The sequence below is a fragment of the Streptomyces sp. NPDC052042 genome, assembly GCF_044548345.1.
In the GTDB taxonomy this organism is placed as follows: Bacteria; Actinomycetota; Actinomycetes; order Streptomycetales; family Streptomycetaceae; genus Streptomyces.
The window spans coordinates 1-25,189 of the sequence record NZ_JBIUBU010000049.1 but is presented as its reverse complement, the minus strand read 5'-3'; the positions used below and the strand labels follow the sequence as shown (position 1 = coordinate 25,189).

The 25,189-nt window shown below is 69.0% G+C and carries 24 protein-coding genes and 2 pseudogenes; 19 read left to right on the top strand and 7 right to left on the bottom strand.

Going from position 1 to position 25,189, the window contains the following annotated elements; all coding sequences use genetic code 11:
* Positions 1-94: 94 nt before the first annotated feature.
* The 4 genes from ACIHCL_RS35820 to ACIHCL_RS35805 all read left to right on the top strand — a co-directional run bounded on the left by ACIHCL_RS35820 (position 95) and on the right by ACIHCL_RS35805 (position 3,416).
* Complete coding sequence (locus tag ACIHCL_RS35820; RefSeq protein ID WP_399868659.1) at positions 95-751, top strand: RICIN domain-containing protein; 657 nt, start codon at positions 95-97, stop codon at positions 749-751.
* Positions 752-1,170: 419 nt separating this feature from the next.
* Entirely contained in the window at positions 1,171-1,944 is a 774-nt protein-coding gene (locus tag ACIHCL_RS35815) for a hypothetical protein (RefSeq protein ID WP_399868658.1), read from the top strand.
* Positions 1,941-2,309, top strand: coding sequence for a tyrosine-type recombinase/integrase (locus tag ACIHCL_RS35810; RefSeq protein WP_399868657.1), 369 nt, complete (start codon positions 1,941-1,943; stop codon positions 2,307-2,309). The genes ACIHCL_RS35815 and ACIHCL_RS35810 overlap by 4 nt, the downstream gene beginning before the upstream one ends.
* A gap of 207 nt (positions 2,310-2,516) precedes the next feature.
* Positions 2,517-3,416, top strand: coding sequence for a hypothetical protein (locus ACIHCL_RS35805; RefSeq protein ID WP_399868656.1), 900 nt, complete (start codon positions 2,517-2,519; stop codon positions 3,414-3,416).
* Between the two features lie 217 nt (positions 3,417-3,633).
* Here the strand turns inward: ACIHCL_RS35805 and ACIHCL_RS35800 are convergent.
* Positions 3,634-3,849 (bottom strand): annotated as a pseudogene (locus ACIHCL_RS35800) (hypothetical protein); the annotation flags it as partial.
* Positions 3,850-3,998: 149 nt separating this feature from the next.
* Here ACIHCL_RS35800 and ACIHCL_RS35795 point away from each other — a divergent pair.
* The 3 genes from ACIHCL_RS35795 to ACIHCL_RS35785 all read left to right on the top strand — a co-directional run bounded on the left by ACIHCL_RS35795 (position 3,999) and on the right by ACIHCL_RS35785 (position 7,924).
* Positions 3,999-4,295, top strand: a complete 297-nt coding sequence (locus tag ACIHCL_RS35795) for a hypothetical protein (RefSeq protein WP_399868654.1) — start codon at positions 3,999-4,001, stop codon at positions 4,293-4,295.
* Between the two features lie 462 nt (positions 4,296-4,757).
* Entirely contained in the window at positions 4,758-6,161 is a 1,404-nt protein-coding gene (locus ACIHCL_RS35790) for a helix-turn-helix domain-containing protein (RefSeq protein WP_399868653.1), read from the top strand.
* Between the two features lie 245 nt (positions 6,162-6,406).
* Entirely contained in the window at positions 6,407-7,924 is a 1,518-nt protein-coding gene (locus tag ACIHCL_RS35785; RefSeq protein WP_399868651.1) for a hypothetical protein, read from the top strand.
* Positions 7,925-7,950: 26 nt separating this feature from the next.
* On the opposite strand, the gene ACIHCL_RS35780 is transcribed toward ACIHCL_RS35785, so the two are convergent.
* Entirely contained in the window at positions 7,951-9,114 is a 1,164-nt protein-coding gene (locus ACIHCL_RS35780) for a hypothetical protein (RefSeq protein ID WP_399868649.1), read from the bottom strand.
* Positions 9,102-9,728 (bottom strand): helix-turn-helix domain-containing protein, encoded by a 627-nt coding sequence (locus ACIHCL_RS35775; RefSeq protein WP_399868647.1) that lies wholly within the window; start codon positions 9,726-9,728, stop codon positions 9,102-9,104. The genes ACIHCL_RS35780 and ACIHCL_RS35775 overlap by 13 nt, the downstream gene beginning before the upstream one ends.
* 119 nt (positions 9,729-9,847) lie before the next feature.
* Between ACIHCL_RS35775 and ACIHCL_RS35770 the strand changes: the two genes are divergently transcribed.
* Positions 9,848-10,045, top strand: a complete 198-nt coding sequence (locus ACIHCL_RS35770) for a hypothetical protein (RefSeq protein ID WP_399868645.1) — start codon at positions 9,848-9,850, stop codon at positions 10,043-10,045.
* Positions 10,046-10,114: 69 nt separating this feature from the next.
* Here ACIHCL_RS35770 and ACIHCL_RS35765 read toward each other — a convergent pair.
* Positions 10,115-10,369 (bottom strand): annotated as a pseudogene (locus ACIHCL_RS35765) (transposase); the annotation flags it as partial.
* 98 nt (positions 10,370-10,467) lie between these two features.
* Complete coding sequence (locus ACIHCL_RS35760; RefSeq protein ID WP_399868644.1) at positions 10,468-11,982, bottom strand: 3'-5' exonuclease; 1,515 nt, start codon at positions 11,980-11,982, stop codon at positions 10,468-10,470.
* Between the two features lie 463 nt (positions 11,983-12,445).
* On the opposite strand from ACIHCL_RS35760, the gene ACIHCL_RS35755 reads away from it, so the two are divergent.
* The 5 genes from ACIHCL_RS35755 to ACIHCL_RS35735 all read left to right on the top strand — a co-directional run bounded on the left by ACIHCL_RS35755 (position 12,446) and on the right by ACIHCL_RS35735 (position 16,720).
* Positions 12,446-12,997 carry an SMI1/KNR4 family protein gene (locus ACIHCL_RS35755; RefSeq protein ID WP_399868643.1) on the top strand — a complete coding sequence of 184 codons (552 nt, stop codon included), beginning with the start codon at positions 12,446-12,448 and terminating at the stop codon, positions 12,995-12,997.
* A 534-nt stretch (positions 12,998-13,531) separates the two neighbouring features.
* Positions 13,532-14,077 carry a hypothetical protein gene (locus ACIHCL_RS35750; protein ID WP_399868642.1) on the top strand — a complete coding sequence of 182 codons (546 nt, stop codon included), beginning with the start codon at positions 13,532-13,534 and terminating at the stop codon, positions 14,075-14,077.
* Complete coding sequence (locus ACIHCL_RS35745; protein WP_399868641.1) at positions 14,074-14,721, top strand: hypothetical protein; 648 nt, start codon at positions 14,074-14,076, stop codon at positions 14,719-14,721. Before ACIHCL_RS35750 ends, ACIHCL_RS35745 begins: the two co-directional genes overlap by 4 nt.
* 109 nt (positions 14,722-14,830) lie before the next feature.
* The gene (locus ACIHCL_RS35740) at positions 14,831-15,034 is read left to right on the top strand and encodes a hypothetical protein (RefSeq protein WP_399868640.1); all 204 of its coding nucleotides are present in this window, start codon (positions 14,831-14,833) and stop codon (positions 15,032-15,034) included.
* Between the two features lie 924 nt (positions 15,035-15,958).
* On the top strand, positions 15,959-16,720 hold the full coding sequence (locus ACIHCL_RS35735; protein ID WP_399868639.1) for a hypothetical protein: 762 nt from the start codon (positions 15,959-15,961) through the stop codon (positions 16,718-16,720).
* Between the two features lie 270 nt (positions 16,721-16,990).
* Here the strand turns inward: ACIHCL_RS35735 and ACIHCL_RS35730 are convergent, their stop codons facing one another.
* Positions 16,991-17,506 carry a DUF6233 domain-containing protein gene (locus tag ACIHCL_RS35730; RefSeq protein ID WP_399868638.1) on the bottom strand — a complete coding sequence of 172 codons (516 nt, stop codon included), beginning with the start codon at positions 17,504-17,506 and terminating at the stop codon, positions 16,991-16,993.
* Positions 17,507-18,229: 723 nt separating this feature from the next.
* On the opposite strand from ACIHCL_RS35730, the gene ACIHCL_RS35725 reads away from it, so the two are divergent.
* From ACIHCL_RS35725 to ACIHCL_RS35700, 6 genes are all read left to right on the top strand, one after another.
* Positions 18,230-18,775, top strand: a complete 546-nt coding sequence (locus ACIHCL_RS35725; RefSeq protein ID WP_399868636.1) for an AAA family ATPase — start codon at positions 18,230-18,232, stop codon at positions 18,773-18,775.
* 157 nt (positions 18,776-18,932) lie between these two features.
* Entirely contained in the window at positions 18,933-19,718 is a 786-nt protein-coding gene (locus ACIHCL_RS35720; protein ID WP_399868635.1) for a hypothetical protein, read from the top strand.
* Positions 19,719-20,151: 433 nt separating this feature from the next.
* A complete protein-coding gene (locus ACIHCL_RS35715; protein ID WP_399868634.1) occupies positions 20,152-20,814 on the top strand; it encodes a hypothetical protein in 663 nt (220 codons plus the stop codon).
* 171 nt (positions 20,815-20,985) lie between these two features.
* Positions 20,986-21,420, top strand: coding sequence for a GNAT family N-acetyltransferase (locus tag ACIHCL_RS35710; protein ID WP_399868633.1), 435 nt, complete (start codon positions 20,986-20,988; stop codon positions 21,418-21,420).
* Between the two features lie 263 nt (positions 21,421-21,683).
* On the top strand, positions 21,684-21,914 hold the full coding sequence (locus tag ACIHCL_RS35705) for a hypothetical protein (RefSeq protein ID WP_399868632.1): 231 nt from the start codon (positions 21,684-21,686) through the stop codon (positions 21,912-21,914).
* The gene (locus ACIHCL_RS35700; RefSeq protein ID WP_399868629.1) at positions 21,904-22,170 is read left to right on the top strand and encodes a hypothetical protein; all 267 of its coding nucleotides are present in this window, start codon (positions 21,904-21,906) and stop codon (positions 22,168-22,170) included. The genes ACIHCL_RS35705 and ACIHCL_RS35700 overlap by 11 nt, the downstream gene beginning before the upstream one ends.
* Before the next feature lie 216 nt (positions 22,171-22,386).
* Here ACIHCL_RS35700 and ACIHCL_RS35695 read toward each other — a convergent pair whose 3' ends face one another.
* Positions 22,387-24,564 carry a hypothetical protein gene (locus ACIHCL_RS35695; protein ID WP_399868628.1) on the bottom strand — a complete coding sequence of 726 codons (2,178 nt, stop codon included), beginning with the start codon at positions 24,562-24,564 and terminating at the stop codon, positions 22,387-22,389.
* Between the last annotated feature and the right edge of the window lie 625 nt (positions 24,565-25,189).

The following is a 25,189-nucleotide window of genomic DNA, read 5'->3' as shown; positions in this document are numbered from 1 at the left end:
AAGCCCGGGCCCGGCCCCCGCGGCCTCAGCGGACGGCTCCGCCGCGAGCCGTCCCAGCGACACCACTTCGGCTGGCACTCCCACAACGCCGCCCGTGGCCGGGGGCGGACCCGTGCATGGCGGCACCTCATCGGGCGGTGGCGCGGACGGTGGCTCGTCCGGCAATGACACCACCGGCGGTTCATCCGGGAGTGCGTCCGGTGATGCGTCCGGCGGCAACACCACCGGGGGCAAGACCACCGGCGGGTCGGGTGACGCGGGCGGCTCGGGCGGAAGCAACGGTCCCAGCGGTTCAGGTGGTTCCGGCGGTTCGGGGGGTTCTGGTGGTGGGCAGGACCCGGCGCCTGCGGGGAAGCACTACCTCAAGAACGCCGCCATGAACCGGTGCCTGGCGGAAAGCGCATCCACCTACGGGGGCACCATGGTCAGGAATCTGGTGTGCGGCGAGCCCGCGCACAACGGGGCCACGACTTACTACACGTGGACGTACAAACCCACCTCCGGTGGGAAGTTCAAACTCGTCGGTCAGGGTTCCAGCCAGTGCCTGAAGTCAAGCGGTCCCGCAGGGATCAGTATGGAGAGTTGCAACGGTTCCGAATCCCAGACTTGGCGGATCGCAGGCACATCCTCGGACGGGCACACTCTGGAGAACGTCGCCGAGAGGCGCTGTCTGCGGATGGTGGGCAGCATCGGCTTCCAGATGGCGGACTGCGACGCCGCGGACGCGACACAGCTGTGGCGTGACTCCTGACGGTCCACCTCCGTCCCGGTCGGCCAGCGAAAGCTGGGCTCCGAGTGCTGTGTGAGTGGGTGGTGGGGTGGCAGCGGGTGGGCGTCAGTGGAATCGCGGTGTTGATGTCCTGGTAGCGGGTGCAGGACGGGGCTGTGGTCGCTGTCATGGGGTGACCAAGCGGATGTTGTGATGCGGCTAGCAGGTTGGTTGCTGGCTGTCATGGCTTTCGCTGTTCCTACGAGGGAAGCGCATCTGGCGTACGTCGTTCTCCCGGGCTTCCGAGAGTGTGGCGTGACGCTGCGCTGATCGTGTGAGCTGGGGTTCTTCCTCGCATCTCTGGGGCTGTCGTGATCGTTGCGACACGTTGCAGATGAGATCGGAGGAGACCCTTGCGGGCCTTTCCTGTACAACTTCCGTCCGGGGTTCGGTACTGGACGGTGCTGGATGACGACCTGGTTGTGGTCCCGGAGGCGGATGCGTTCTTGCGGCATGTGCGGTTCGGTAAGGACCAGGCCGAGCTGACGACGCGTACGTACGCCGGGCATGTCGCGTTGTTCCTGCGTTGGTGCGCGCGGACCGGCCGTGATTGGCGGGTGGCGGCCGAGGAGTTGGGGCTGTTTGTCGTGTGGCTGAAGTTCGGCTCGAAGGAGGTCACGGGTATTGACCGGCCGGCGGGGGCCGGGCTGGTGTACCCGGGGCCCGGCGCCGAGCCCGTGCGTGAGCCGGCCCGGATCGAGAATGTCCTCACCGGGGTGCGGCAGTTCCTGCTGCATGGCATCACGACGAAGGCGGTGCCCTCGGGGGCGATGGCCCAGCTGTACGAGGTGGCGGAGTCGTGGGACCTGCCGGAGCAGGCCCGTGGCGAGGACTTGACCGGGTACCGCATGCGGCCGCGGCACCGGGTGAAGGTGCCGCGCAAGAAGGGCGAGCGGGCCACTGACCGCGAGATCGTGGAGTTGTTCCTCGCGTGCCGCAGCGGGCGGGACCGGTTCATCGTGCTGCTGCTGGGCCGGGCAGGGTTGCGTCCGGGAGGCGCCGCGGGCCTGCGGCGCGAGGACATGCGCTTCATGCCGGCTCGACCATGCTGGGCTGCCCGAAGAAGGGCTCTCACCTGCACACGCTGCGGCGGGACAACTCCAACGGTGCCTGGGCGAAGCGGCAGACGGCGGCGGCGCCGGGACGGTGGAAACCTGTCGACCATCTGGTGGTGACCGCCTACGACCAGTACGTGATGGAGCGGATGGCGCTGCCGCACGGGCCGGACAGCGACTTCGTGCTGGTGAACCTGTTCGCCGAGCCGCTCGGCGCCCCGATGACTGCGGACAGCATCACCGAGTTGTTCGGACGGCTGTCGAAGCGCGCCGGGCTGCCGAGGAATGTCACGCCGCGGATGCTGCGCCGCGCGGCGGGCAGTAACCTCGCGGACGCTGCCGGTGGCCAGGACGAGATCGCCGCGCTGCTGGACCATGCCCGGCTGTCCAGCGCCGAGCCCTATCTGACCCCGGACCCCGACCGGCTGCGCGCCGCGGTGGACCGGGTCCCCTCGCCGCGCGAGCTCGCGGAGGGCACCCGATGACGGCCAGGACCGGCGGCCCTGCCGACCGCGCCAGCCCCGGGGCCAGACGCGTCCGATGACGAACTGACGGCCTTTCTGCGTTCGCTGATCAGCAAAGACTTCCTGGACAGGGCAGGCTGGAACGCCGAGCGCCGCGTCCTGGACCCGCCGATCGGCCACCCCACCCTGGGCGGGCGACGCTGCCCGGTTCCCGGCTGCCTGTCACCGGTGAAGGGACGCAAGCTCTGCAGCACCTGCGCCACCCGGCTCCGCCAGTCCCCACTGCCCTACGAGCAGTTCGTCCAGGTCCCGCGCACCGCACCCCACCTGCATCTGCCGGTGGGCGGCTGCCGCGTCTCCGGCTGCGAGCGGCCGTGGACCGACTCAGGCACCCGGCCGGTATGCCGGACGCACTGGTGGCAGATGCAGAAACACGGCGGCACGCTGGAGGAGTTCCTCGCCGACCCCGCGGTGAAGGGCCTGCCCGGCCTGGGCGACTGCGCCGTGCTCGCCTGCAACCGCCGGGCGGTCAGCGCGGGCGACACACGGTTGTGCCATGCCCACGAAAAACGGCTCTGGGCCCTGCGTAAGAACCCCGCCTTCGACCAGGCGGCGTGGCTGCGGACCGCACCGTCGTGCGGCTTCGCCGCCGAGGTCAGCTTCCGGGGCCTGCCCGACCTCGTCGTCGCCCAGCTGCTGTTCGGACTCCAGCACCGCTGCCACAAGGGAGCGCGCACGGAGATTGGCAACTTCCGGGCCCTGATCGACAGGACCATCCGCCCCTCGGGCGCACGGCGGCTGGAGGACGTCCCGGACCCGGCCGCCAACAGCGAGGCGCAGATCGCCATCACCGCCGACGACGTCCGCTCCGGCCAGCTCACCACCCACGACGTCAACTTCGCCCGCTACCGGGAGGAGTGCCTGAGCGAAGGCATCGATCCACACACCGCCGTCGAGGTCGAAGCTCTCCGCCCCGGGCTGCTGCGCCAGCGCCTCGACGAGACGATCGAGGGCCTGGTCGACGACGTCCGGCAGTGGAACATCGAGGCCCGCACCGAAGAGGCCGAGCGGGAACTGCTAGGCGAACTGCAAGACGCGGTGAAGAACATTGCTTGGGGTGAGTCTTGACCGCTGCCTTGCCAGGACGCCATCCCGGGACCACGCCGAAGCACTTCCAACCCTGCGCCCCCGATTCTGCTGCGCCGGGATCACCGGGGGAGGGGACTTCGAGCAAGACCAGCCGAGCGGGGCGGCACACAGCACGGGCCCGGTCCTCCGTTGGAGGACCAGGCCCGTCCCGCGCACGTAGCCGAAGGCCGCCACGGGGCCTCGCTGCTTCTGTGCGCTACCGGAGAGCAGCGAGCGGCGAGCGTCGGCCATTCTCCACCGCGCGAAGCTGCTCCCAGTCGACTTCCGGGTGCGCGGGGATGACCGCGTCGACGGAGGCCGTGGTGTAGAGCGCGACGTCGACGGCCCCGGCCCGGCTCGTGCCGAACTGGACCTCGATCGACTGCGGGGAGCGGACCCAGCCGAGCCGGACCATGTGGTCGAAGTCGGCACGGTGTGAAGCCGGCGGGTTCGTGGATTCGTGAGCGGTTGTGGCTGCGAACCGGTTGCACTCTGTCTGAAGTAGGTTGTTGGACTAACGGGTTCATCGAATGGGGCGGGTGGGAGGCACGCCGTCCTGGTACACGACAGAAGGGAACAGACATGGCCAAGTCGCCCGAAGACCTCAAGTCCACGTTCAGCGAAGGGAAGACCCCGACCGCAGCCGATTACGCAGCCCTCATCGACCTCGCCGCCGTTGGGCTCAAGTCCGCTTTCGGTGATGGGAAGGTCCCGACCGCAGACCATTACGCAGCCCTCATCGACCTCGCTGGCGCTGCGCGGGCCGACACCAAGGAAACGGTCAACCGCCTCAAGTCCGCTTTCAGTGATGGGATGGTCCCGACCGCAGGCGATTACGCAGCCCTCATCGACCTTGCCGCCCAGCCTTCTGGCGCGTAGAGGCAGTATCTGCGCGAGTGCTTGATGCTGAGCCGCCGTAACTGTTTGCTGCTGCCCCCGGGAAGACGAGAACACCCCGTTCTGACGGTGGCTGTTCGAGAAGCCCACCGAGGCCAGCAGCAACTGCCCCGCTGAGATCCCGGCCTCCTGCGCCCAGGGAACCAATGGGCTCTGGTCTCGGGGCGCAGCCGTTGTGCAGGCATCGGCGCGGACGACCTCGGCGGAGCGTGGCGGGCCCACGCTGACGCCTCAGTGGCCCGTCTACTCCACGGTGTCGAAGGGGTTGGGGTAGACTGTTGGGACTCCCGTGAGTTCTTTCTGTATAGGCCATCATCTTCTGACCTGCGGTACTGGTGAGCGGGGGTTCACTCGATCGCATGGAGAGTCCGACGTTCCGTCGAGATTACTGACGGCCTGCCGCTATCCATGACGCATGGTCGTTCGCAATGAGCTGAGGCGTCGGTGACGCTCGCGGTCGTCCGGTCGATCGGGACACCGCGGCGACTGGCGACGGCACAGGAGTACGAGGACTTCGAGCAGGAACTGGTAGACCAGTTCCTGCTCGCCGGGGTCGGCGCCGGGATGGCGGACGGTTCGATCGCGGACGACCGGCGGGCGATCTTCGAGTTCGTACGGTTCCTCGGCCGACCGGTGTGGACCAGTGGCCCGGAGGACGCGGACCGGTTCCTCGCGGACCAGCGCAAGGTCAAGCGGCTGGCGCACAGCACGGTCCAGACGAAGGCGTGGACGCTCGCGCAGTTCTTCGACTTCCTGATCGCCTGCTACCAGGGCGACATCCACGCGCTGACCGGTCACGTGCTGGTGCAGCCGATCGACGAGTTCAACCGCCCGGCCAAGAGCGAGTATGGAACGCAGCGGATTCCGCCGTCGGAGACGGAGGTGGACCAGTTGTTCACCGGGTGGCGGGAGTCGCTGGGCGGGGCGAGGAAGTTCCTGCCCGCCGCCCGGGACTACATGGTCGCCTCGTTGTGGCGGCGGGTCGGGACGCGCATGACCGAGACGCTCAAGCTGGACATCCGCGACTGGCGGCCGGACCTGGGCGACTTCGGCAAGCTGCACGTCCGGCATGGCAAGGGCAGTCGCGGCCGGGGGCCGAAGGGCCGTCTGGTGCCGGCCATCAACTCGACGGATGCCTTGATGGACTGGTGGCTCGGCGACGTGCGGCACCAGTTCGGTGACGACTACGCCAACCCCGACGCCCCCATGTTCCCCAGCGAACGCCGCGATTCCCTGACGGGGTTCTGTCTGCGGGCCGGTGACGATGCGCTGCGGTCGGGCTTGAAGGGTGCGGTGGGGGCGTTCCTGCCCGCGTGGTCCGGGCGACTGACACCGCACGTGCTGCGGCACTTCTGTGCGTCTTCGCTCTATCTGCAAGGCGTTTCAAGGCGGTGCAGGAGCTTTTGGGTCACGAGTGGCTGTCCACTACGACCCGGTACATCCACGTGCATGACAACCACATCGAGCAGACGTGGGCGACGGCGAACCAGCGGGTCACAGACCGGCTGGGCTTGGGCTGAGGGAGAGGATATGCGCTGGAACTTGCGGATGAAAGCCGCCGAGCGGGGGATCTGGAAGTCCACCGAGATGCGCCGGCGCCTGGCGGATGCCGGGCTGGAGATCAGTACGGGGAAGATGTCGGCGCTGTGGACGGGGACGCCCACGACGGTCCGGCTCGATGACCTGGACATCATCTGTCTGGTGCTGAAGTGCACCACGGCGGACCTGCTGATCCACGAGCCGGAGGTGGCAGCGGCCAGGCGGCCACAGGCCGAGCCACAAGCGGCGACCGGGTCCTCGTCCGTGGTGCCGCGGCTGGGCCGCGGCCGGACCCTTCCGCCGCTCTGATGGCGCCGCCGAGGATCTGTCCACGGTGCCGGCAGCGGCCGGTGTCCAGCCAGGGCGCGAAGTACTGCCACCGCTGCCGGCCACAGCCGTGCGACCCGCCGCCGTGCCGCCAGTGCGGATCGAGGGAGGACTACTGGACGGCGTTCAAATGCCGTGACTGTTACCGCGGTTCGTCAGCAGAGCGCCCGGCGTCCTGCCCGGACTGCTTCGCCTGGGGGATGCTGCGGCGCTACGGCAGGATGTGCGTGGGGTGTCGCGGCTGGCGTCGGCTCTACCCGAAGTCCGGTCCGTGCCGGATCTGCGGCCGCGAGCTTCACCTGGGCGACACCGGCGCCTGCCGGCTGTGCACGAAGCAGGCATACGTACTGCGGCCCCGCCGCCATGCCCTGGACCTGGAAGGGGCGAACCGGCACGGGCAGCAGCTGTACTTCGCGGACACCGAACGGCGTCTCCAGTTGCTGAACCCGAAGTCCTCGCGGCGTCGGCCCAAACCGGACCCGCAGCTCCCGCCCCCGCTGGTGCCAGTAGGGCACCAGCAGCTCGCCCTGTTCTCCCCGCATGGACGAAACCTGCGGCGCGGCCAGCAGCGCGGCTTCCCCGACGTTGACGCACCCGAGGTAGCGGCGGCGCTGAAGGCCGCGGTCGACGACTACGCGCAACACCACGGACTGGGGTACTGCACTGCCTACGGTCTGGACCGCGGGCTGCGTGTCCTGCTGAGCATCCAGGACACGCCCGGTGCCCGGTTCCTGGCGTCCGACGTCCTGTTGCTGCGGGAGCTCGACCTCCCGGCCAGGCCCCTGTTGAGGCTGCTCGCCCAACTCGACATGCTCGACGACGACCGCATCCCGAACATCGTCCCCTGGTTCCGCGAACGCACCGCGGGCCTCCCCGAACCAATGGCCGGTGAACTCGCCGTCTGGTTCGAGCTGAAGCTCTCCGGCAGTACCACCGCACCGCGCGTCAAGGCACGACCGCACCGGTGGATTCAGCGGATGGTGACGAACGCGCTGCCCGCCCTTCGGGCGTGGGCCGAGCAGGACAAGGACTCGCTGAGGTCCATCACCCGTGCCGACGTCGTCGCTGTCCTGCCCGACAGCGGAACCCCACGCGTCGACATGCTTCAGGGCCTGCGGCACATCCTGCGGCCACTGAAGAACCGGCGGATCATCTTCACCGACCCCACCGCCCGAATCTTCTGCGGCATGCCGACCACCACCATCCCCCTGCCCGTCGAGGTCGACGACCTTCGCAGAGTCCTCCACGACCAGGAAGTACCGCGGGCGGCCCTGGCTGCCCTGGCGATCTTCCACGCGCTGACTACCGGGCATCTGCGCATACTGAAAACCACCGACCTGCGCGACGGACGACTGTTCCTGCCGAACCGGACGGTCCTGCTCGCCGACCCCGTACGCACCCGCCTGGCGGCCTACCTGGACTACCGCAACCACCGGTGGCCCCGCACCGCCAACCCCCACCTGTTCATTTCCCAGACCACGGGCTGCGGCGTGGAGCCGGTCAGCAACGTCTGGATCAACGACGTGCTCGGCATGCCCACCAGCCGGCTCCGCGAGGACCGCCTTCTCCACGAGGCCGAGGCCACCGGCGGCGACCCCCGCCGCATCTGCGACCTGTTCGGCCTGTCCGTCGGCGCGGCCCTGCGCTACACCGGCACCATCGACCAGCCCGGCCTCATCGAACACAGCCTCCGCAACGCGGGACCGTCACCGAGGCCCGCGACTGGCGACGTCGCGGCCGAATGACGTTCCCCGTCCGGGACCGCCGTCCACTACCATGGAGACGTCGGTGTGCCGTCCGGGTCCAGGCCATGCGGCCACAGCCTGTTGAAGATATCTGGCAGCCACTCCAGGTCGGCCAGGAAGTCGGTGCCGTGGTCGGCGGCCTGCCTGTAGAGGGCTTCGGCACCGTCCCGGTCCCCGGCCCTCTCCCGCCTCCAGGCCAGGCGGGTCAGGGCGTTGGTGTTGCCGTGGTTGGCGGCCTGCCGGGCGAGAGCCTCGGCGCCGTCCTGGTCCCCGGCCTCCTCTCGCATCACGGCCAGGTCGGCCAGGACGTCGGTGTTGCCGTGGTCGGCGGCGCGTTGGCGGAGGTGATGACTCCATTGCAGGCGGTGCCGGTCTTGGGCTGCTTCGGCGAGGTTGTTCAGGTCGTCGGGGTGGGTGAGGTGGGTGTGTGCGGCATACCAGAAGGATGCGGGTGGGCACAGGCGGCGGCGGGTGGTGCGGCCGTGGTGTTCGAGGTAGTCGGCGAGCAGGAACACCGGGCCTGCGGAGGTCGGCGGTGTGGTGCCAGCGTCGGTGGTGGGGGTGGGCGGGCGCCGTGTGGGCCGGGGCGTGGTGCGGCGCAGGGGTGCTTGCTTGCCGTGGACTTGTTGGGCGAGTTCGGCGTAGGCCTGTTCGGCCCAGTCATCGGTGAGCAGGTCGTAGTCGTGGTCGCTGAGGTAGTCGGGGGCGGCGTCGGTCAGGAATGCCTGAGGGATGTGGAGGCCTGCACCGAGCCGGCGTGCGTCCATCGCCGCTTCCAGGAGTGCGCGGGAGGCGGCCTGGCGGGGCTGTTCGTAGCGGCGCAGGAGTTCGGGAGCTCCGGCCAGGTCCTGGGTGATCCGGCCGCCGTTCCGGTTTCGGGTGAGGGCATCGGCCAGCAGGGTGTCGCCCTGCTCGGCAAGGGATGTCGCGGTGGCCAGGGCCGCGGCGTCGAACGTGTCGGGGACGCTCACGGTGTGTCCGGCCATCAGTTCCCGCACCAGGCTGTACGAATCGTCCCTGCCGGGTGTGGGTGGGGTGGTGTAGTGGTGTGCGTACTCGGGCCACAGCGTGCCCAGGACCAGGACCGGGCCGCGTTGCTCGTCGAGCAGCAGCTGGCGCACCGCGGCCGCGATCCGCTCGCCGAACTTCCGGTTGCCGAGGTAGTGCTGTGCCTCGTTCAGCCACACCACCGTCCGTGGCCCGACCCTGTGAAGGTCCTCAAGTGCGGCTTCGGCGCGGGTCGGATCGAAGGGATGCCAGAGCCGCCAGGCCTCTCGGCGAGCGGCTGCACGGCCTCCCAGCACGCCCGGGTCTTACCCGTCGAGGAGGTCCCCACCAGGACCACGATTCCGCTGCGGCCTGCTGCCGCCGCCGTGACCGCGTTGGCCAGCACCTTGTCATGCTCGCGCCGCGCATACCCCGGCAGTGCCCGCACGCCGTCCGCACTCAACGGGCTCTTGCCGGATCCGGCGGGGTGGACTTCCAGCTCGTGCGGATCCCACTGCCCGATCGGCCGGCCCGGCCCCGACACGTCGGCGGACGCGGTGCCTGTCTCCCCGGCCGCGATCCGCCGCAACTTCAGGAACTCCTCCACCGGCAGCTTCAGCACATCGGCCAGCGCCGTCACCGTTTCCAGCGACGGCACCCCGTGGTCGGGGGAGAGTGCGTTCGACACCGTCGTACGCCCCAGTCCCGCTCTCCTGGAAAGTTGCGTCTTATCCAGGCGGGCGCGGGCCCGTCCCTCATCCAGCCTTGAGCGCAGCTCGGACAGTGCGGAACGTCGACGGTCCGGATCATCGAGCATGTGAACGACCCCCTTGATGGTGTGTGCCCGTGTTCATCTTCGTTCCGGTGAACCATGGCGCACAGCGGTTCCGCGAACTTCGTCCCTGTCAACACCCCACCGTGTCCAGGGAGTCTGCCGTGACCGTCGCCGTTGTCCTTCTCACCATCGCTGTCGTTCTCCTCGTCGCGCTGCTGTCCGCCGTCGGCGCCGGCATGCTCGCCCGGATCGACGGCGCCACCTGGCCAACAGTCTGCACCCGCGCTGCCAGCACCTTCGCCGCCGTCCTCGCCCTCGCCGCCGCCATCACCGCAGCCCTCTCCCCCCTCTTCACCTGACGGCCAGCCCTCCCAAGTTTTCGAAGGCCGATCATTTGCGGCCGGTGGCGACCCTGCCAGCTCTATTGGTCACGCGGCGAGGGAGGGGTCGAGGCGGGCAAGGTGGCTGGCGCGGGTGCGGTCGAGCGAGTGGCCGTTCCACCAGGCATCGAGGCGGATGAGGTTGAGCGCAGCGGCGGAGAAGGCGTGTTCCAAGCGGGTCTTCTGGAGGCCGAGGTAGCGGGCACGTCTCATCCCGGTGACCGCGACGGCCTGATGGATGGTTCCCTCGACGCCCGCGCGGGTTCCGTACTTGGCTCGCCACTGCTCGTCGGACTGCTGGAGGCGGGCATGGTCGAGGACTTCTTACACCTCGCGGGGTTTCAGGGAGAGAAGCCGCCGCGGTCGCCTCGCGGGTGTACGACCTGGCCGCCGCCTCGGACTCACCGCGAGCCGTCCGGCGCCTGGACACCGTCCTCGGCGCGCTCGCACCACACAGAGACACCCCGGCAGTGCGCCACCTTCTGGACCGCGCCGCGTCGTAGGTTCAGCGGGCCCGGACGAACCCGGGGCGGCCCCGCTACCGTTATGGACGCAGCACCCGCGAGTTCGGCTACGAGCCCCCCTTCGGAAAACTCGAACCCACGGCCTTTGGCCATTTCCTTCAGTCGTGAGATGACCTTCTGGCAGTCGCCCAGGGCGCGGTGGTCGCCGCCCAGCGGCTGCCAGGTGTAGCTGCCGAAGTAGTCGTGCCAGGCGCCATAGAAGGCGGCGTACTGTTCCATCGCGCATTCCTCCCACGCCTGCGCGTCCAGCCAGGCCCGTGCGGCCGGGTGCCGCCGCTCGCCGTAGCGGGAGTGCTTGGTCAGGTCGACCGGGCCGTGGGCGAGGTGGTGCAGGTGGAGCTCCCACAGCAGCCGTCCGGTGTCGTACTCCTGGTTATAGATCACGACCCGGCGCCCGGCGAGGGCCTCGGTGAGGCGGGGGAGGAGCTCGGAGAAGGCGGGCGCGCCTTCTTCGACCATGGCGTCGGTGATGCCGTGAATCGCTGTCGCTTCCGCCGGGATCGGCTCGCCGGGGTTGAGCAGCGTGTCGAGCAGCACCTCGCCGGCCGCCGTGGTGACGGCGATCTCCACGATCCGTGATGTCGTGGTCAGGCCCGTTGTTTCGGTGTCCAGGATCGCGTACGCATCCGGGTCGGCAAGGATTTTCTGCGCCCAGGCGATGGTCGGTCCGAGGTCGTCCCACCGGTCCCGGTCCGCTCGCCGCTGCGCCTTTGCGCGCTCTTGGCTGATCTCGCGTTCGCACGGAGTGCAGTGCCAGGCGGCCATGGCTTGCTCGTGCTCGCTCATCGCCGCCCACGCCGTGAGCGGGAACATCTCCGCCAGGCACCGCCGGCAGGAGCGCTCCACCAGCGACGGCGCCACACGGCGTCCGCGCTCGATCCGTTCGTCGCACGCCAGGCACAGCGCGCCCCGCCAACCATGCGCCGGTGCAGGGGTGTTGAACACGGTGCCGCAGTCCTGGCACGTGTGGCGGCGCAGATCGGCCCGGCGCTGCGCTTCCCGGTCCCGGCATCGCCCGCACATCCCCCACACCGGGGCGGGGAACTTCTCGCCGCAGTCGGTGCAGGTCCGCCGTTGCCGCATCTGCCGACGCTGCAGGGCCGACAGCGGGCGCATCTTCGCCGCCTGCTCCGGGTCCCACAGCGCGACCCGGTCCCCGTACCAGCGGGTGTAGATGTACGCGACCGGCCGTTGCCCGGCGGCGGGCTTGCGCCGCACTTTGCCCAGCTGGGTCTTCGACCGCAGATACGCCGGCGCCCGCCCGCTGCCGTACACCGGCACACCACCAACGAACTCGAGCGGCTTGCCCCGGGCGACCCGGTCCGGGGCAACGCCGTCCTGGTCGCCCCGGTCGTCCTGCACGACCGCCGACGCGGTCAACACCTCACTCACAGCTACTCCCTTCAGCCCAACAACCGACGAAACGCAGCGAACGTGACATAACGTCTAAAACAATGTCAAGAGCCGAGAAAATCAAGCAAGTTGGGCGTATTCGCTTAGAACTGCGCCCGCGTACGCGAGGGTGAAATCACCCGTCCGGGAGCCTCGCGAAGTCACGGGCAAGACGAGAGCCCCGGACGCCATGACGCCCGGGGCCCTCGTCCGATCCGGCTCAACGACCGGCAGATCGCCAGCAAGGAAGAGCAACGCCGTACCCCGGCCGCCTTTGTGGACGGCTGGGACACGGCGGGCAGGGAAACACCGTCTACTGGCAGACCGTTCCCCCGGCGCCGGCGAGCCGTCCGGGCCGCGTAGGCCGCGTATGTCCTCGCGCACGACGTTGCGCTTCTGAGGTGCTTCGCTGCCGGGCCGTAGGGTGCGCCGTGCAGGTAGACGTTCAGAGAAAGGAATGACCATGGGGGACGTGCAGTTGGCGTGGCAGCGATTGGTGGACTGGCTGGAGACGAATGCACCGACGACTGCGTCGTCGATCCTTGCTCCCGCTCCGCCGGCAGCGATCGCTGCGGCTGAGGAGCGCATGCGCATCGTTTTCCCGGTCGAGCTTCGGAAGTGGCTCCAGGCGTCTGGGGCCGACAATGGCCCGGAGGGGGTCACGGAGGGGGTCGTGCCCGGCAACCGCGATTTGCTGGGACTCGCGGCCATGGAGCGGACGTACCACTTCAAGATGGAGATCGAGCGCGACGACCCGTCCGACGACCCGGAGTTTCCCTTCTGGCATGAGCAGTGGATTCCGATCATCTCGGACGATGATGCTTGTTACGGCAAGTTCCTGGATGTGCGTAGCGGTCAGATCGGTTCATTCGGCGATGGGGATGCGCCATCCTTCGGAGTTCACGAGTCACTGGCCGTTCTGTTCAGCGAGACGGTCGTCCTCATGGAGCAGATTTCTGCGGGGGCGCAGGGCGCAACTGGACGTGTTCAGGGCGGCAGGCTGATCTGGGATTGATGATCGGCGTACGCATGTAGGCCCGCGGTGCCGACCGACACCGCGGGCCCACTGCTGTTTCTGCTGTGCTACTGCGGCTTGGCTGCGTCGATCCGGTCCTGGTCGCCGTCAATGACTGCACGGCTTTGGATCTCCCACCGTGATTTGAACCTTCGCCGCACCGTTCGAGATCTACTTTCGATACACGCCCTAGAGCGCCGCCTCGGCCGACCAGGAGCCGGGCCGTGGCCGCGGCTGGTTCTGCCGGGGATCCTGCCCGCGTGCCCGGGTGCCCGCTGTGCGGTTGGCAGCCGTCAGACCGCACAGCGGGACCGACCCGAAGCCACCGCACCGCACCACAAGGTGGAACGGGCGGGCCCATCCGACGTCAGGCAGCGGTGCACGGCCTTGATCGGCATGGTTTCGGCCACTGCACGTGATTGTCCAGCGGGGCCGGGACAGCTGCGGATACGGTCGATCGTTTGACAGCTGGCGGTGGCCGCCAGTGGGAAATATCCGGTCGGCGCGTGGCGCATCGCAGGTGGGGGTGGTTCGGTGGACAGCACCGAACGGCAGATCGAGGGGCAGCTGGCGCAGCTTCAGCAGAGGGTCGGCGCTCGCCATGCGGAGGTGCTGAAATACGACGTCGACGACGACCAGTTCGCGGTGGAGTACGCGCGGCTGGTGAATGTCACCAGCGAGCTGGTGGAGTTCGAGGAGACGATCCCCGGGCGTCTGGCCGAACCCGAGCGCAGGCGCAGTGAGCGCATCGTGACGTGGTCCTGGCGCAGCCAGGCGGCCGTCGGCGCTGTGCTGATCGCGCTGGTCTTCGTCCTCGATCGTTCGGCCTGGTGGTTGGTCCTGCTGATCCCGCACTTCGTGGGAACGGTGGCCGGCTGCTTCCAGAAGGTCGATGCCGAACAGCACAGTGACCATCGGTTCGGGGCCATCGCCGTGCACGTGGTCGCTCTCCTGATAGCCCTCATCAGCCTGAGCGTGATCAGCCGGTGGTCCATCATCGCCGCCGCCCTGGGCTGGATGCTCGTCGCCGGGTCCGTGACAGACAGCACGGAAGCAGGCGGGAAGGGGGCGCAGCGGTGAGCGACGACTACGGTTACCAGGTCCGCCATCTGGAGACCCGGACCGACGGGATGGAGCACGAGCTGCACTCGCTGCGCTCGAAGCTGGGGGAGGTCGAAGACCTCGACTACGAACTGCGCCACATCCGCGACGATGTCCGCAGCCTTGAGGACGACCTCAGCACCGTCCGCAACGAGCTCACCGAGCTGGACGACGACGTACGCGGCCACACCCAGGACACCGACCAGGCCCTCAAACGGCTCACCGGCCGCATCCAGGCCCTCGAAGCCCACCTGCTCGCCGCAGGCGGCGCCCCGCGCGCCGACCTCGACACCATCGACCCGGAGTGGAAGAAACTGGCCAGGACCGCCAGCCACGGCTGGCACGTACGATCCGGCCTGCTCCCCGAATACCAGCGCGAGGCCCACCGCCTCAAGGTCCGCGAGTACCAAGGAGCGGTCGAAGAGCGCGACGAGCATCGTGACAAGGTGGTGGAGGCCGCCGACATCCTGGCCAGCCAGCCGCGCACATCCCGCGAGTTCAAGCAAGCCGTCAAGGACTTCGGCATGTCCCGCCCGCTCGCCGAAAGGCACGATCAGCGCGCACAGAAGCAGGCCGGCCACGCCCAGGCCGCGCAGGCCGCACTGGCCAGGACGACTCGCTGAGGCAGGCCAAGGCATCCCTGATCGAGCAGGGGACAAGGCGGAGCGGAAACTGAACTGGCTGCTGCGCAGCCGTCTGGCCGACGCGATCCGCGACCGCGCCCTGCTGCCCATGTGGTTCGTGACCGTGCTCGGTCCCGTACCGCCGGCGCACAAGACGCAGGAGTGGATGGATCTCGCCACCGAGGTCCTGGCCTACCGGGTCACCTACGAGATCACCGACCAGGCCGTCGCGCTCGGATCGGCGCCCGACGCGTACGTGCCGCGCCGCACCGAGTGGCACCGCGAAATCACCAAAGACCTGCGCCGCTGGTAGCCCGCAGGGTGACGTAGGAGGCCCCGGGCCCAGTCGGCAGGCCCGGGGTCTCACGGCGGCGGGGGAGCGGTCAGAGGCTGTCCCCGCAGCTCTCCCGCTCGGAGGGCGGCCCGAACCGCTCGATGGACCAGCAGGTGCAGTTCCCGCCCCCGTACAGCTCCCTGTCGCACTCCTCGTGGTGCTCACGCACCGGTCGGCGATTCGGAGCTGGGGGGCGGGCGGCTCCGGGGTGGCTTCGACGGCCGGTGCCGGGCCCGCCCACTCCACCCCCAGCGCCGCAAGAGCGGCGATGTCCAGGAGCGGTTTTTCTGGTCAGTGGTTGGTGCGCTGACCTGGGGTTATCAGTTTGGTGTGCTGGTGTGGTCAGGTGGTGCGGGCGTTTCGGAGGCGGTTGTGAGTGTGGGAGCGGGTCTTGATGGGTGGGGACTGATCTGCGGGTTTGTCAGGTAGTGGGCCGGGTGAGTTCGAGCTGTAGCAGGCCGCGTGTCGAGCAGTTGGGGGGGGGGGCCCCCCCGCCCGGGCCCCCCCCCCCCCCCCAACACACGCAGACACACCCCCCGGGGGGGGGGCGCGGGGGGAGTGGGGCCGGCCAGGGGGGGGGGGGGGGGGGGGTTTGGGGGGGGGGGGGGGGGGGGGGGGGCGGGGGGGGGGGGGCCCGCCCCCCGGGGCCCCCCCCCCCAAACTGCTCGACACGATGGCCGACATCCGCCTGGTGGCGTGTCAGGTGGGATGCTGGCGAAGTCCGTGACGATGTGGGGGAGTTCGTGATCGAACGCCTCGGCGACCGGGAGGCGGCACTCGTCGTGGACGACACCGGATTCCTGAAGAGCGAGGCCACAACCCAATAACCGACACACCGTCACATCAACACGGTTGCAGCACTAGGATTCCGTAGGGTTCATGCGACGAAGGGGGAGTGTTCTCATGACGATGACATTATCCGGGGGCGGCGTGGTCGGGACCATCACCGCCGTCGCCGGCAACGGGGAATACGGCGACGGCTACTTTGGCCACGACGACGGCAAACTCGCCACCCAGGCACGGATCGTGGATCCGTACGATGTGGCGGTGGACGCGCAGGGCAACCTCTACATCGCCCACACGGGCAGCGCCCGGGTGCGCAAGGTGTCGGCGGGCGACGGGATCATCACCACCGTCGCCGGCAGCGGGGAATACGGCGAAAGTGGCGACGACGGACCCGCCACCCAGGCACGCTTCCGAGAGCCGAACAAGGTGACGCTGGACGCGCAAGGCAACCTCTACATCGCCGACAGCGACGCTCATGTCGTGCGGAAGGTGACGTTCGCCCCGGCCCCGGCTCCGGATCCGGCACCCTCGCCCAGCACGAAGGCCCGCGCGAACCTCTCGGGGGTGGGCGCCTGCAACCAGCAGAAGGCCGCTGCAGGCTCTGTTTTCGCCCACCGGCTCACGGTGACCGCCGCCGACGCCGACACCGGCTCACCGCTCACGGGCCTGCCTGTCCTGTTCACCGTCGACGGCAGCACCGGATCCCACTTCCCCGGCAACACCACCACCGCAGAGGTGGTCACCGACGCCCAGGGCAAGGCCACCGCCCCCGAGCTCACCGCAGGCCCCACTCCGGGCGCGGTGACCATCAGCATGGAAGCCCACCACAACCCTGGCAGTAACCCGGCCCACTACCAGGCCGAAGTCACCCCGGCCTAACCCAAAGGCCCTCACCCACCGAACACGGCTCCGCACCCCTGCCACGCGCACGGGGTGCGGAGCCGCCCGCGTCACACCGTAGTGAGAGGCAGCGGGAAAAGGAGCCACGCCGCGCACCATCGCCCGGCAGCAGGCCTCTGGCTCCGGAGACATGGGACGAAGACACCTTCTTCGGCCTCATCGAGGTCTTCTATCGGTGGCGCCTCGGAACGGTGGAACTCACCAACTGGCTCATTGCGGGCGCGGACCACTGGCTGCCCTCTGCGACCATCACCCGAATCCGCGGTCGAAGCCCTTCAGGACCGGGTCGAGTTCGGCAGCAGCGCCGCACAGGGAGCACAGGCGGGTGCCGGGCTGTTCTGCGACGTCCAGGGCCCGCTCCAGGGGCAGCAGCGGCGCGTTCTGCGGGGCCTCGGTGCAGTCGACGGCGTGGAGTACGGCGCCGCCGCGGCCGCGGCCGCCGGCCTTCTGCAGCACCCACCCCGAAGGCCGGCGCGGCCCCAGCATCTCGCGCACCGCCGAAGGCGGTGGCAGTCGCTCGGTGGGCACCACGTCGTAGGAGACGCCGTCGACCGGCCGGACGTGCTCGGGGGCGCGCACCCAGACCCGGTACTCAGCGGCCTGGACGTCGCCGATTTCGGTGTTGCGGTACGCGGGCAGCCCCACCTCGTACAGCCAGCCACGCGGTGTCTGGCGCCGTGCCCACAGGCGGGCGGTGAGCTCCTGGCCGTCCGGCAGGACCACCCGCACCGGCACCGGCGGACCGTCCGGGGGAGTCGTCGTCATGCCGACCACGGTAGGCAGCCCCGGCCGCGCGACGGGCCGCCGGTCTCTGTCCACAGGCCCGGCCGGGCGGAATGATCACATGACTGCTGACGACGTGAAGCGCGCGGCCCGGACGCGCGCCAAGATCCTGGACGGCTTCGCCCGCGCGGAGCGGGCCCTGTTCACCCGGCCCGCGCCGAAATCCGCACGAGCCCAGATGAAATTCCTTCGCACGCGGGAGAAGGGCTCCACCAAGTCCCTGGCCGAGCGTCTGGGCGTCTCCCGCAAGACGGTGCAGCGCTACCTCTCGGGTGCCTCCACCCGCGCGCAGCGTCCTCGGGAGGGCTGGTCATCTCCTGCCGGGCGTACTTCGGTCTCGGTCCGGAGGGCACCTCGGACGCGGGCCGAGTACGGGACATCACAGTCGCCGTCTCCCCCTCCCACGCGGCCGCCATCCTCGCCGCGCAGGAGGAGGGTGCGACGGAGAGTGATCTGCACGACGCGGTCGCGGAGGCCATCGCGGACGCCTATTTCCGTCAAGGCGGTGGCGGCCGGGCGGGCCTGGAGGTGAAATTCGCGGACGTGGAGTGGCTCAACATAGCGTTTTAGCAGCGCGTAATTTGAGCGTGCTGTACACCTGGATAATGAGCCGAAGCACGGTAGTTGTCACATAGGCAGGCTTGTTGTCACCCTCGGTCCGATATTGCATCGCCTGAGGTGGTCGCCCGCTGGCAGGCTGCCCGCATGGATCACGCAGAAGTACTGCTCATCGGAGGACGAGCTGGTGTCGGCAAGACGACGGTGGGGTGGGAAGTCTCGGCGCTGCTGCGCTCCGCAGCAGTCGCTCACGCGATCATCGATGGTGACTTCATGGGGCAGGTGCATCCTGCACCAGAGGGAGACCCGCACCGCGCAGAGATCACCGAGAGCAACCTGACTGCCGTGTGGGCAAACTTCACCCAGCGCGGATACCGGAACCTCATCTACACGAACACCTTGAGCGTGCTGCCGGAGGCAGCGGGCATGTTTGAACGTGCCATGGGGGGTGGAGTACGGATCACACGAGTCCTGCTCACCGCCTCCGATGCCACCGCCCGCGAGCGGCTGGTGGGCCGGGAACGCGGCTCAGAGCTGGAACAGGAGCTGGAAGGGAGTGTCCGCAAGGCACGACTCCTGGATCAGCGGGCCCCTGAAGACACTGTGCGAGTAGCGACGGACGGGCGGCTCATCGTCGACATCGCACGGGAGGTAGTGGCCGCCACTGGATGGACGACCATCGTTTCTCCGTGACAGAAGGGCTGCCGAACAAGTACTTGTGACAAGTCGAATGCCTCGTTGGTGACAACCAGGCTGCCTCGTCCAGCTCTACCCGCCAGCTCAGCCGGCTTCGCCGGTGACAACTTCTGCGCTTCGGCTCGCTGGATAGCCGGCCCACCGAACTGCATTGATGACCACGTCCGACGGATGGCGGCGACGCCGCGTCCCCGGGGCCCGCGGCCGCGCCGACGCCCCGCGCACGCCAATCGACTACGCGAAGGTCGGCCGGGCCTCGGTGTGGCGCCGCGCGCGGGGCATGACACCCGACCAGGCGGTGAAGGCGCTCGGGGAAGCCGAGTTGCACGCGCGCCTGGACCGCCGCGACGAAGCCGCGGCCGATGACGGCGGCCGCCGCGCTGCAGAGCTCGCGGAGTGGCAGCGCGTCGTGCAGCTGCTAACCGCGACCGGCGGCCCGTACAACCCGGACGCCGACGTCGTCGTCCAGGAGGAGCTCGCCGAAGACCGGCGCCGCGAGGAAGCCGAGCAGCAGCACCGCCAGGAGCAGCAGCAGCTCGCCGCCCGCACCGACGAACTCGCCGCGCACATGCGAGCCGGCCGACTCGACCGGACCGTGGAGACCCGGCCGGGAGACGAGGCCGCCCGCGACGTCCTGGTCCACCGGGGCGACTACCACCCGGTGGTCGACGGCTGGCTGGCGCAGGCCCTCGCCGACCGCTCCGGCCACTACGCCGACCCGGCCGCGCGTACGGCCGCCGCCGACTCGTTGCCCGAGGCGGTGCGGGCCCACGCCGTCCTGCTCACCGTGCTCGCCCGCTCCGGCGCCCCGGCCGCCGACGGCGAGCTGGAGTTCGCCGGCCGCCTCGCTCAGGCCGACCCGGAGGCCACCGACGCGCTCGCCGCCTGGCTGGAGCGCAGCCTCGCGCCCGCCGAACTGGTGGAAGCGGGCGACCGGTGAGCGCGGGCGACCAGGTGGTGGCCTCCTGGGTGGAGGTGACCGGCTGCGGGACCGGTACGAGGACCTGACGGCCGACGGCCAGGTCCACGTCGACTACGCGCCACCGCTCGGAGAGCCCTGGTTCGAGGGCGACGACGATCCCGACTACAACCCGATCTGCTCGTGCCCGCGCGTCCCCAAGCAGTTCTGCCTGGAGTGCGCCGGCTGCGCCGCCTGCGGGTAGTGCACCGGACCGCACGTCTGGCCGCCGCACGCGAACTGACCACCGAGAGCGGTCCTCCAGATCCCCCAGCACCCTGTGAGGCAGCTGGGTGGCTTTGTTCGCGAGTTGTGAAGTCAGTTCGTCATGACTTCGGGAGGCACCTGGTGAGTCTGGGGTGATGTTCACGAGAACGGACAGCACCGGGGGATCGCTGCGCGACATAGTGTGGGAGTGACCGCTACATCGAACCGCTCGGACCTGCCCGCACGTCGCCGCCGCCACGCACGACTGACCGCCGCCCTGACCACGCTGATCGGAGCCTGCGCCGAAGCGGCTGGCGCGGTGTACCAACCCATCGCCGCCGCCTCGCCCGGCACGGAGGACGTCGAGGTGAATGTCTTGCCGTGCGTCCAGATCAGCCTCACCGCCGCCGCCCTGCTGGACAGGGCCCGCGCCGAGGACGACGCCCGGTGGTCGTCCGCCCTGGAGTGGGAGCGGGCGCAGGCCCAGCGGACGTATGCGGCGCGGTGTGCCGTGGCGCAGGCCCAGGAGGTCGTGGAACAGGGCGACCCGCCCGGTCCAAACGACGTGCCGCTGCCGACGGCGGAGCAGGCCGCCGCGATGGACCTGGTGAGCGCCGGCACCGAGGTCACCGCCCGCTGGCGGACGGATCCGGAGGAGGCGGTCGCTCTGGTGCACGAGCTGGCAGCCGGCGGCGATCTCGTCGTAGACGAGATCCTCGACGAGGCGGTCGACGCCGCGGCTCTGACCGGTCTGCTGGCACTACAGGAGGCACGCACCGCCCCGGACCCGAGCACGGCGGCAGAGCTTTGTCTGAGTGCCGTCTCCCACATCGCGCTCGCGGTCACCCTGGCCTCAGCAGACTTGGACTGATCGCGATCGACGCTCCCCAACGCTGTCCGTTCTCGTGAACATTCAGCTCAGTCATCTGAGGCTGGTGACTCCCGAACTGATGACGAAGTGCTGCTGATTCTCGCGTACAGAGCCAGCTGGGGGGATCTGCCTGCTGATCGGCAACTCCCAGGAGCCGATAGGTTCCAGAGCATGAGCGTTGAGACTGAGGTCGTTCACGAGGCGACTGATGAAGTGGTGGAGGCGTTCGCTCGTCTCCTTCCGCAGCTGTCGTCCAAGGCGAAGCCCCTGGACCATGAAGCAGTGGGGAGATTGACGGGTGCCAGTACCAACACGTTGCTGGTGGCCCGTGTCGAGGGCCTGATCGTTGGGACGTTGACGCTGGTGATGTCACCCTTGCCATCCGGCCTGCGGGCTCACATCGAGGACGTAGTAGTCGATGCCGCTGCCCGTGGCCACGGGGTCGGCAAGGTCCTGATCGACAAGGCCCTTGGACTGGCCGCGGACTCAGGGGCTCGAACCGTCGACCTCACTTCGCGCCCTTCGCGAGAGGCTGCGAATCGCTTGTATGAGCGGGCAGGTTTTCAACGGAGAGAGTCCACTGTCTATCGAGTCACCCTGGACTGAAGCCCGGTGCTGGCCTCTGTTGAGGCCGAGCCGCCCTGCGTTGTCTGTATGCCTTCTGACGGCAGCGTTGGGAGCATGTCTGGCGTTGTGACCCGCCGCGTCCTTCGGGCAGCGGGTCGATCATCCTTCGTGGCAATCGATCAACGATCACTGGCACAGGTCAATGCCCTTTCCGGTGGGCCCGGTTCCTCCGTACCCGGCTCCCGCACCCCGCCCCGGCGATACCGTGGTGACACAAGCCAAGAGAAGCCCAGGAGCCCCGGATGAGCCAGCAGCCGGCCCCCGCGCCCACCCGCCAGCCCCTCGATGAGCATGCCGCCGAATCGGCCCGCGCGTACGCGGCCGCGGAGCGCGCCAAGACAGATGTCCTCGCCTCGGTCCTGGAGGACATCGCCGCCAACGGCTATCCCTCGCCCGAGTCCGGCGTGCCGTGGGAGACCGCCCGCGACGCCCACCTCGCCCGCCTCGCGGACGAGCAGCCGCGTGTCGCCTGAGCACGGCGCGCGCCGCTCGCACGTCATCATGGTGGAGCCCGCGCTCACCCAGCTGGCCAAGCTCACCGCGAGCGAGACGCACCGCCTGGACCGAGCGATCGTCGCCATCAGCGTCAACCCGGAGCTGGGCACCGAGGTGCCCGGCACCCTGCTGCGCGACTACGCGGACGAGATCGACGGAGTCCGCGTCATCTACTACGTCACCGCCTTGAGGTCGATCATTATCTGCGGTCCTGATTTGGCCCTCGTTGTGTGAGGCACATGGGCTCATCAGTCCGTGTGCCTGTGGGATATCTGCTGGTTGTGAGACACGTGTTGACGGTCAGTCATCGGTGTCATGAAGTTCCGTGCTGCATGCGCCGAATCCCCTGTCGATGGGCGACCGCTGTGGGGCGTGGTCGCCTTCATCGAGGTCTGACCCCCGACGTCCTGGACCAGGCCGACCGCGTACTGCTCACCCGATGTTGCTGGTTCAGTCCAGATCGTTCCACGCCCACGAAGGGGCGGCACTCCCGTCAGGTTCACGTCCGAATTGGAGGTGTTCCTGGTTCTCCCCGAACTCAATGAATAGATCAAAGTGTCCTGCGGCAGGAAGCCGCTCCGTCAGCGCGGCGGCCTGTTCGTCCGCCCCGGTTTCCCGCAGCGCCCTCAGCAGCCGAGCGGCGGCGTTCGCGTCGTCGAGGGAGGTGTGCGCGGCGGGGTCGCGGGCCAGCAGTGCGGTGACCTGTTCGTCCGCCCCGGCCTCCCGCAGCATCTCCAGCAGCCGGGCGACGTCGTACGGATTGTTGAGGGAGGTGTGCGCGGCAGCCCGCTCTGCCAGTGCGGCGGCCTGTTCGTCCGCCTCGGTTTCCCGCAGCACCTCCAGCAGCCGGGCGACGTCGTCCGGGTCGTCGAGGGAGGTGTGCGCGGCGGGGTCGCGGACCAGCAGTGCGGTGACCTGTTCGTCCGCCCCGGTCTCCCGCAGCACCTCCAGCAGCTCGGCGACGGCGTACGGGTCGTCGAGGGAGGCGTGCGTGGTGGCCCATTGGGCGGGGCGGTGGTCGGTGGGGTGGAGGGTGTGAAGGTGTTGGACGAGGATTTCTGCGGTGTGCGTGTTGCCGTGGGTGGTGGCCTTTTTGTGGAGTTGGGCGGAGTCGCGGTACAGACCGCGGTCCCAGGCAGCCCGGCCGAGTTCGGCCAGGTTGGTGGGGTGGGCATGGTGAGCGGCCGCCTGCCAGAAATCGACCGGCGGAATGAGTTCGGCGCGCTGGCGGCGGCCGTGCTGGTCGAGGTAGTCGGTGAGCATGTAGTGCGGCCCCTGCGGGGAATGGCCGAGCCGGCGGGTGCGCTGGTTGCGGGCGCCGCTGGGGTTGATGAGGGTGAGGATGCCGGGGATGCCGTTGCAGCGGGCGGTGACGTATTCGAGGGCCTGGGCCAGCCAGTCGGTGCCGAGAGTGTGGTATTCGGTGTTGGTGAGGTAGCCGGGGGCGGCGTCGGTGAGCCAGTCGAGAGGGATATGAAGGCCGGCGCCCAGGCGGCGGGCGTCCATGGCGGCGTGGATGAGAGCCAGAGTGGCTCCCCTCGCCGCGTGGTAGCGCTCCATCAAGTAGGGCACTCCGGCCAAGAACTGGGTGACCTGTGCATCGTCTGCGCGCTGGACGGCTGCCTTCAGCCGGGGATCGGCACTGTTGGCGGCGTCGAGTGCGGCCATATCCGCCGAGGTGAAAGCATCCGGCAAGTCGATCTTGTGCCCGCTCAGCAGACCCCGGGCAACGGCGTGCCGGTCAGGGTCGGCGCGGCGCGTCAGGTCGTCCCAGTGCTTGGGCCACAAGGTGCCCAGGACAAGCACCGGGGCCCGTGACGGATCGTGCAGCAACTCCCGCAGACCCGCCGCGACCTGTTCACCCAGCGGATCCGGGCCCAGGTAGTGCTGAGCCTCGTTGAGCCACACCACCGTATGCGGGGCAACGTCCGGCAGCGCGGCCAGAACCGCCTCCGGAGCCGTGGGACTGAGCGGATGCCACAGCCGCCAGCCGTCCGGCAGCCCCCTCACCGCCTCCCACAGAGCACGGGTCTTGCCCGTGGACGATCCCCCGACCAGAACCGCGATTCCGCTGCACCCGTCCCTCGCCGCGCCGGCCACCGTCCCAAGGCGGGCGTCGTGCTCCCGCCGGATGTAGTCGGGCAGAACACTGAACTGCTCGTGAGCGCCATCGGTGTCCAATGCCGGATGGATCCCCAGGCCGCCGTCCAGAAGGAGCCGTTCGTCGTCCCGAAAGTCGCTGACCGGGCGCCCCACGCCCTGCGCCATCCGCGCTCGCCCCCACAGCTCACACACCCGCCCGGTCAGATCCGGCACATCCCAGACGGCCCGGCGGGCAAGAACCGTGGCGATGGCGACCACATCGGCCTGGCTGGGCGGCACGGACGCACGGGTGAGGACGCGGTGGACCGTGTCCCGGCTCGGCGCCCCGTCCAGATCGTCGTCGGCGCGGAGGGCGGCGGCGATGTCATCCAGGCTGGGGGCACCAGCCGCCAGGTACACCTCGTACAGCAACTCCTTGAGCTCCCGCAGCGCCGGCGGCCATCCCACGCGCGCCTGCTTCAGCGGCTGATGCCGCTTCGGGTTCTCCTTCGGGCCGGACAGGCCATCCACGTTGTCGCCACTCATCGCACCATCGTCCCCGATCCCGTACCCCGCCCTAGCGTGAACAGCATTAATGGCCAGACCTGTTGACGGCGTATCGCAACGTGGAGTCGATCTCTCCTGGGGTCTGAATGTGGACAGCAAGCCGGCCGGCTGCCCCGCCCACCCACCACACTTCCTGTGGAGGACCTCATGTCCCGCACGCGTTTGACCCGCCCCGAACGCCTGGCCCTGGCCGGAGCAGCCCTGCGCGGTGCCCTTTCCGGCACCCTTCGCTCCCTCACCACCTGGCTCCTGGAGCACCTCGCCTGAGCCCCGGATCCGGACCACCAGGACGCTGGGCCGGGGCCGCTGAACCACACGACCCCGGCCCAGCGCCCACACATGCCTCATGCGGCTGAACCCGAACCACCCTCTTGAGCTGCTAAAACACCCAACAATACTAGATTCCCGGCATTATCTGCGGTCCTGATCTGGCCCTTGTTGTGTGAGGCACATGGGCTGTCCGTCCTCCGTCTAGTTGCGATATTCAGATGGCTCTGACGTGCTGTGCTTACTGACTTCGGCTCGTTAGGGTGATCTCTTTCGAAGTCCCTGATCCACCTGGGGCGTTGGCTGTATTCCGTGGTGTGTGAGATATGCGGATGGG

Excerpts from the sequence above, each read along its gene's own strand:
- ACIHCL_RS35775 (WP_399868647.1), bottom strand. The coding sequence starts at position 9,728 with ATGCTCGATGATCCGGACCGTCGACGTTCCGCACTGTCCGAGCTGCGC.
- ACIHCL_RS35725 (WP_399868636.1), top strand. The coding sequence starts at position 18,230 with ATGGATCACGCAGAAGTACTGCTCATCGGAGGACGAGCTGGTGTCGGC.
- ACIHCL_RS35735 (WP_399868639.1), top strand. The coding sequence starts at position 15,959 with ATGACGATGACATTATCCGGGGGCGGCGTGGTCGGGACCATCACCGCC.
- ACIHCL_RS35695 (WP_399868628.1), bottom strand. The coding sequence starts at position 24,564 with ATGAGTGGCGACAACGTGGATGGCCTGTCCGGCCCGAAGGAGAACCCG.
- ACIHCL_RS35720 (WP_399868635.1), top strand. The coding sequence starts at position 18,933 with ATGACCACGTCCGACGGATGGCGGCGACGCCGCGTCCCCGGGGCCCGC.
- ACIHCL_RS35730 (WP_399868638.1), bottom strand. The coding sequence starts at position 17,506 with ATGACGACGACTCCCCCGGACGGTCCGCCGGTGCCGGTGCGGGTGGTC.
- ACIHCL_RS35740 (WP_399868640.1), top strand. The coding sequence starts at position 14,831 with ATGTGGTTCGTGACCGTGCTCGGTCCCGTACCGCCGGCGCACAAGACG.
- ACIHCL_RS35755 (WP_399868643.1), top strand. The coding sequence starts at position 12,446 with ATGGGGGACGTGCAGTTGGCGTGGCAGCGATTGGTGGACTGGCTGGAG.
- ACIHCL_RS35710 (WP_399868633.1), top strand. The coding sequence starts at position 20,986 with ATGAGCGTTGAGACTGAGGTCGTTCACGAGGCGACTGATGAAGTGGTG.
- ACIHCL_RS35705 (WP_399868632.1), top strand. The coding sequence starts at position 21,684 with ATGAGCCAGCAGCCGGCCCCCGCGCCCACCCGCCAGCCCCTCGATGAG.
- ACIHCL_RS35795 (WP_399868654.1), top strand. The coding sequence starts at position 3,999 with ATGGCCAAGTCGCCCGAAGACCTCAAGTCCACGTTCAGCGAAGGGAAG.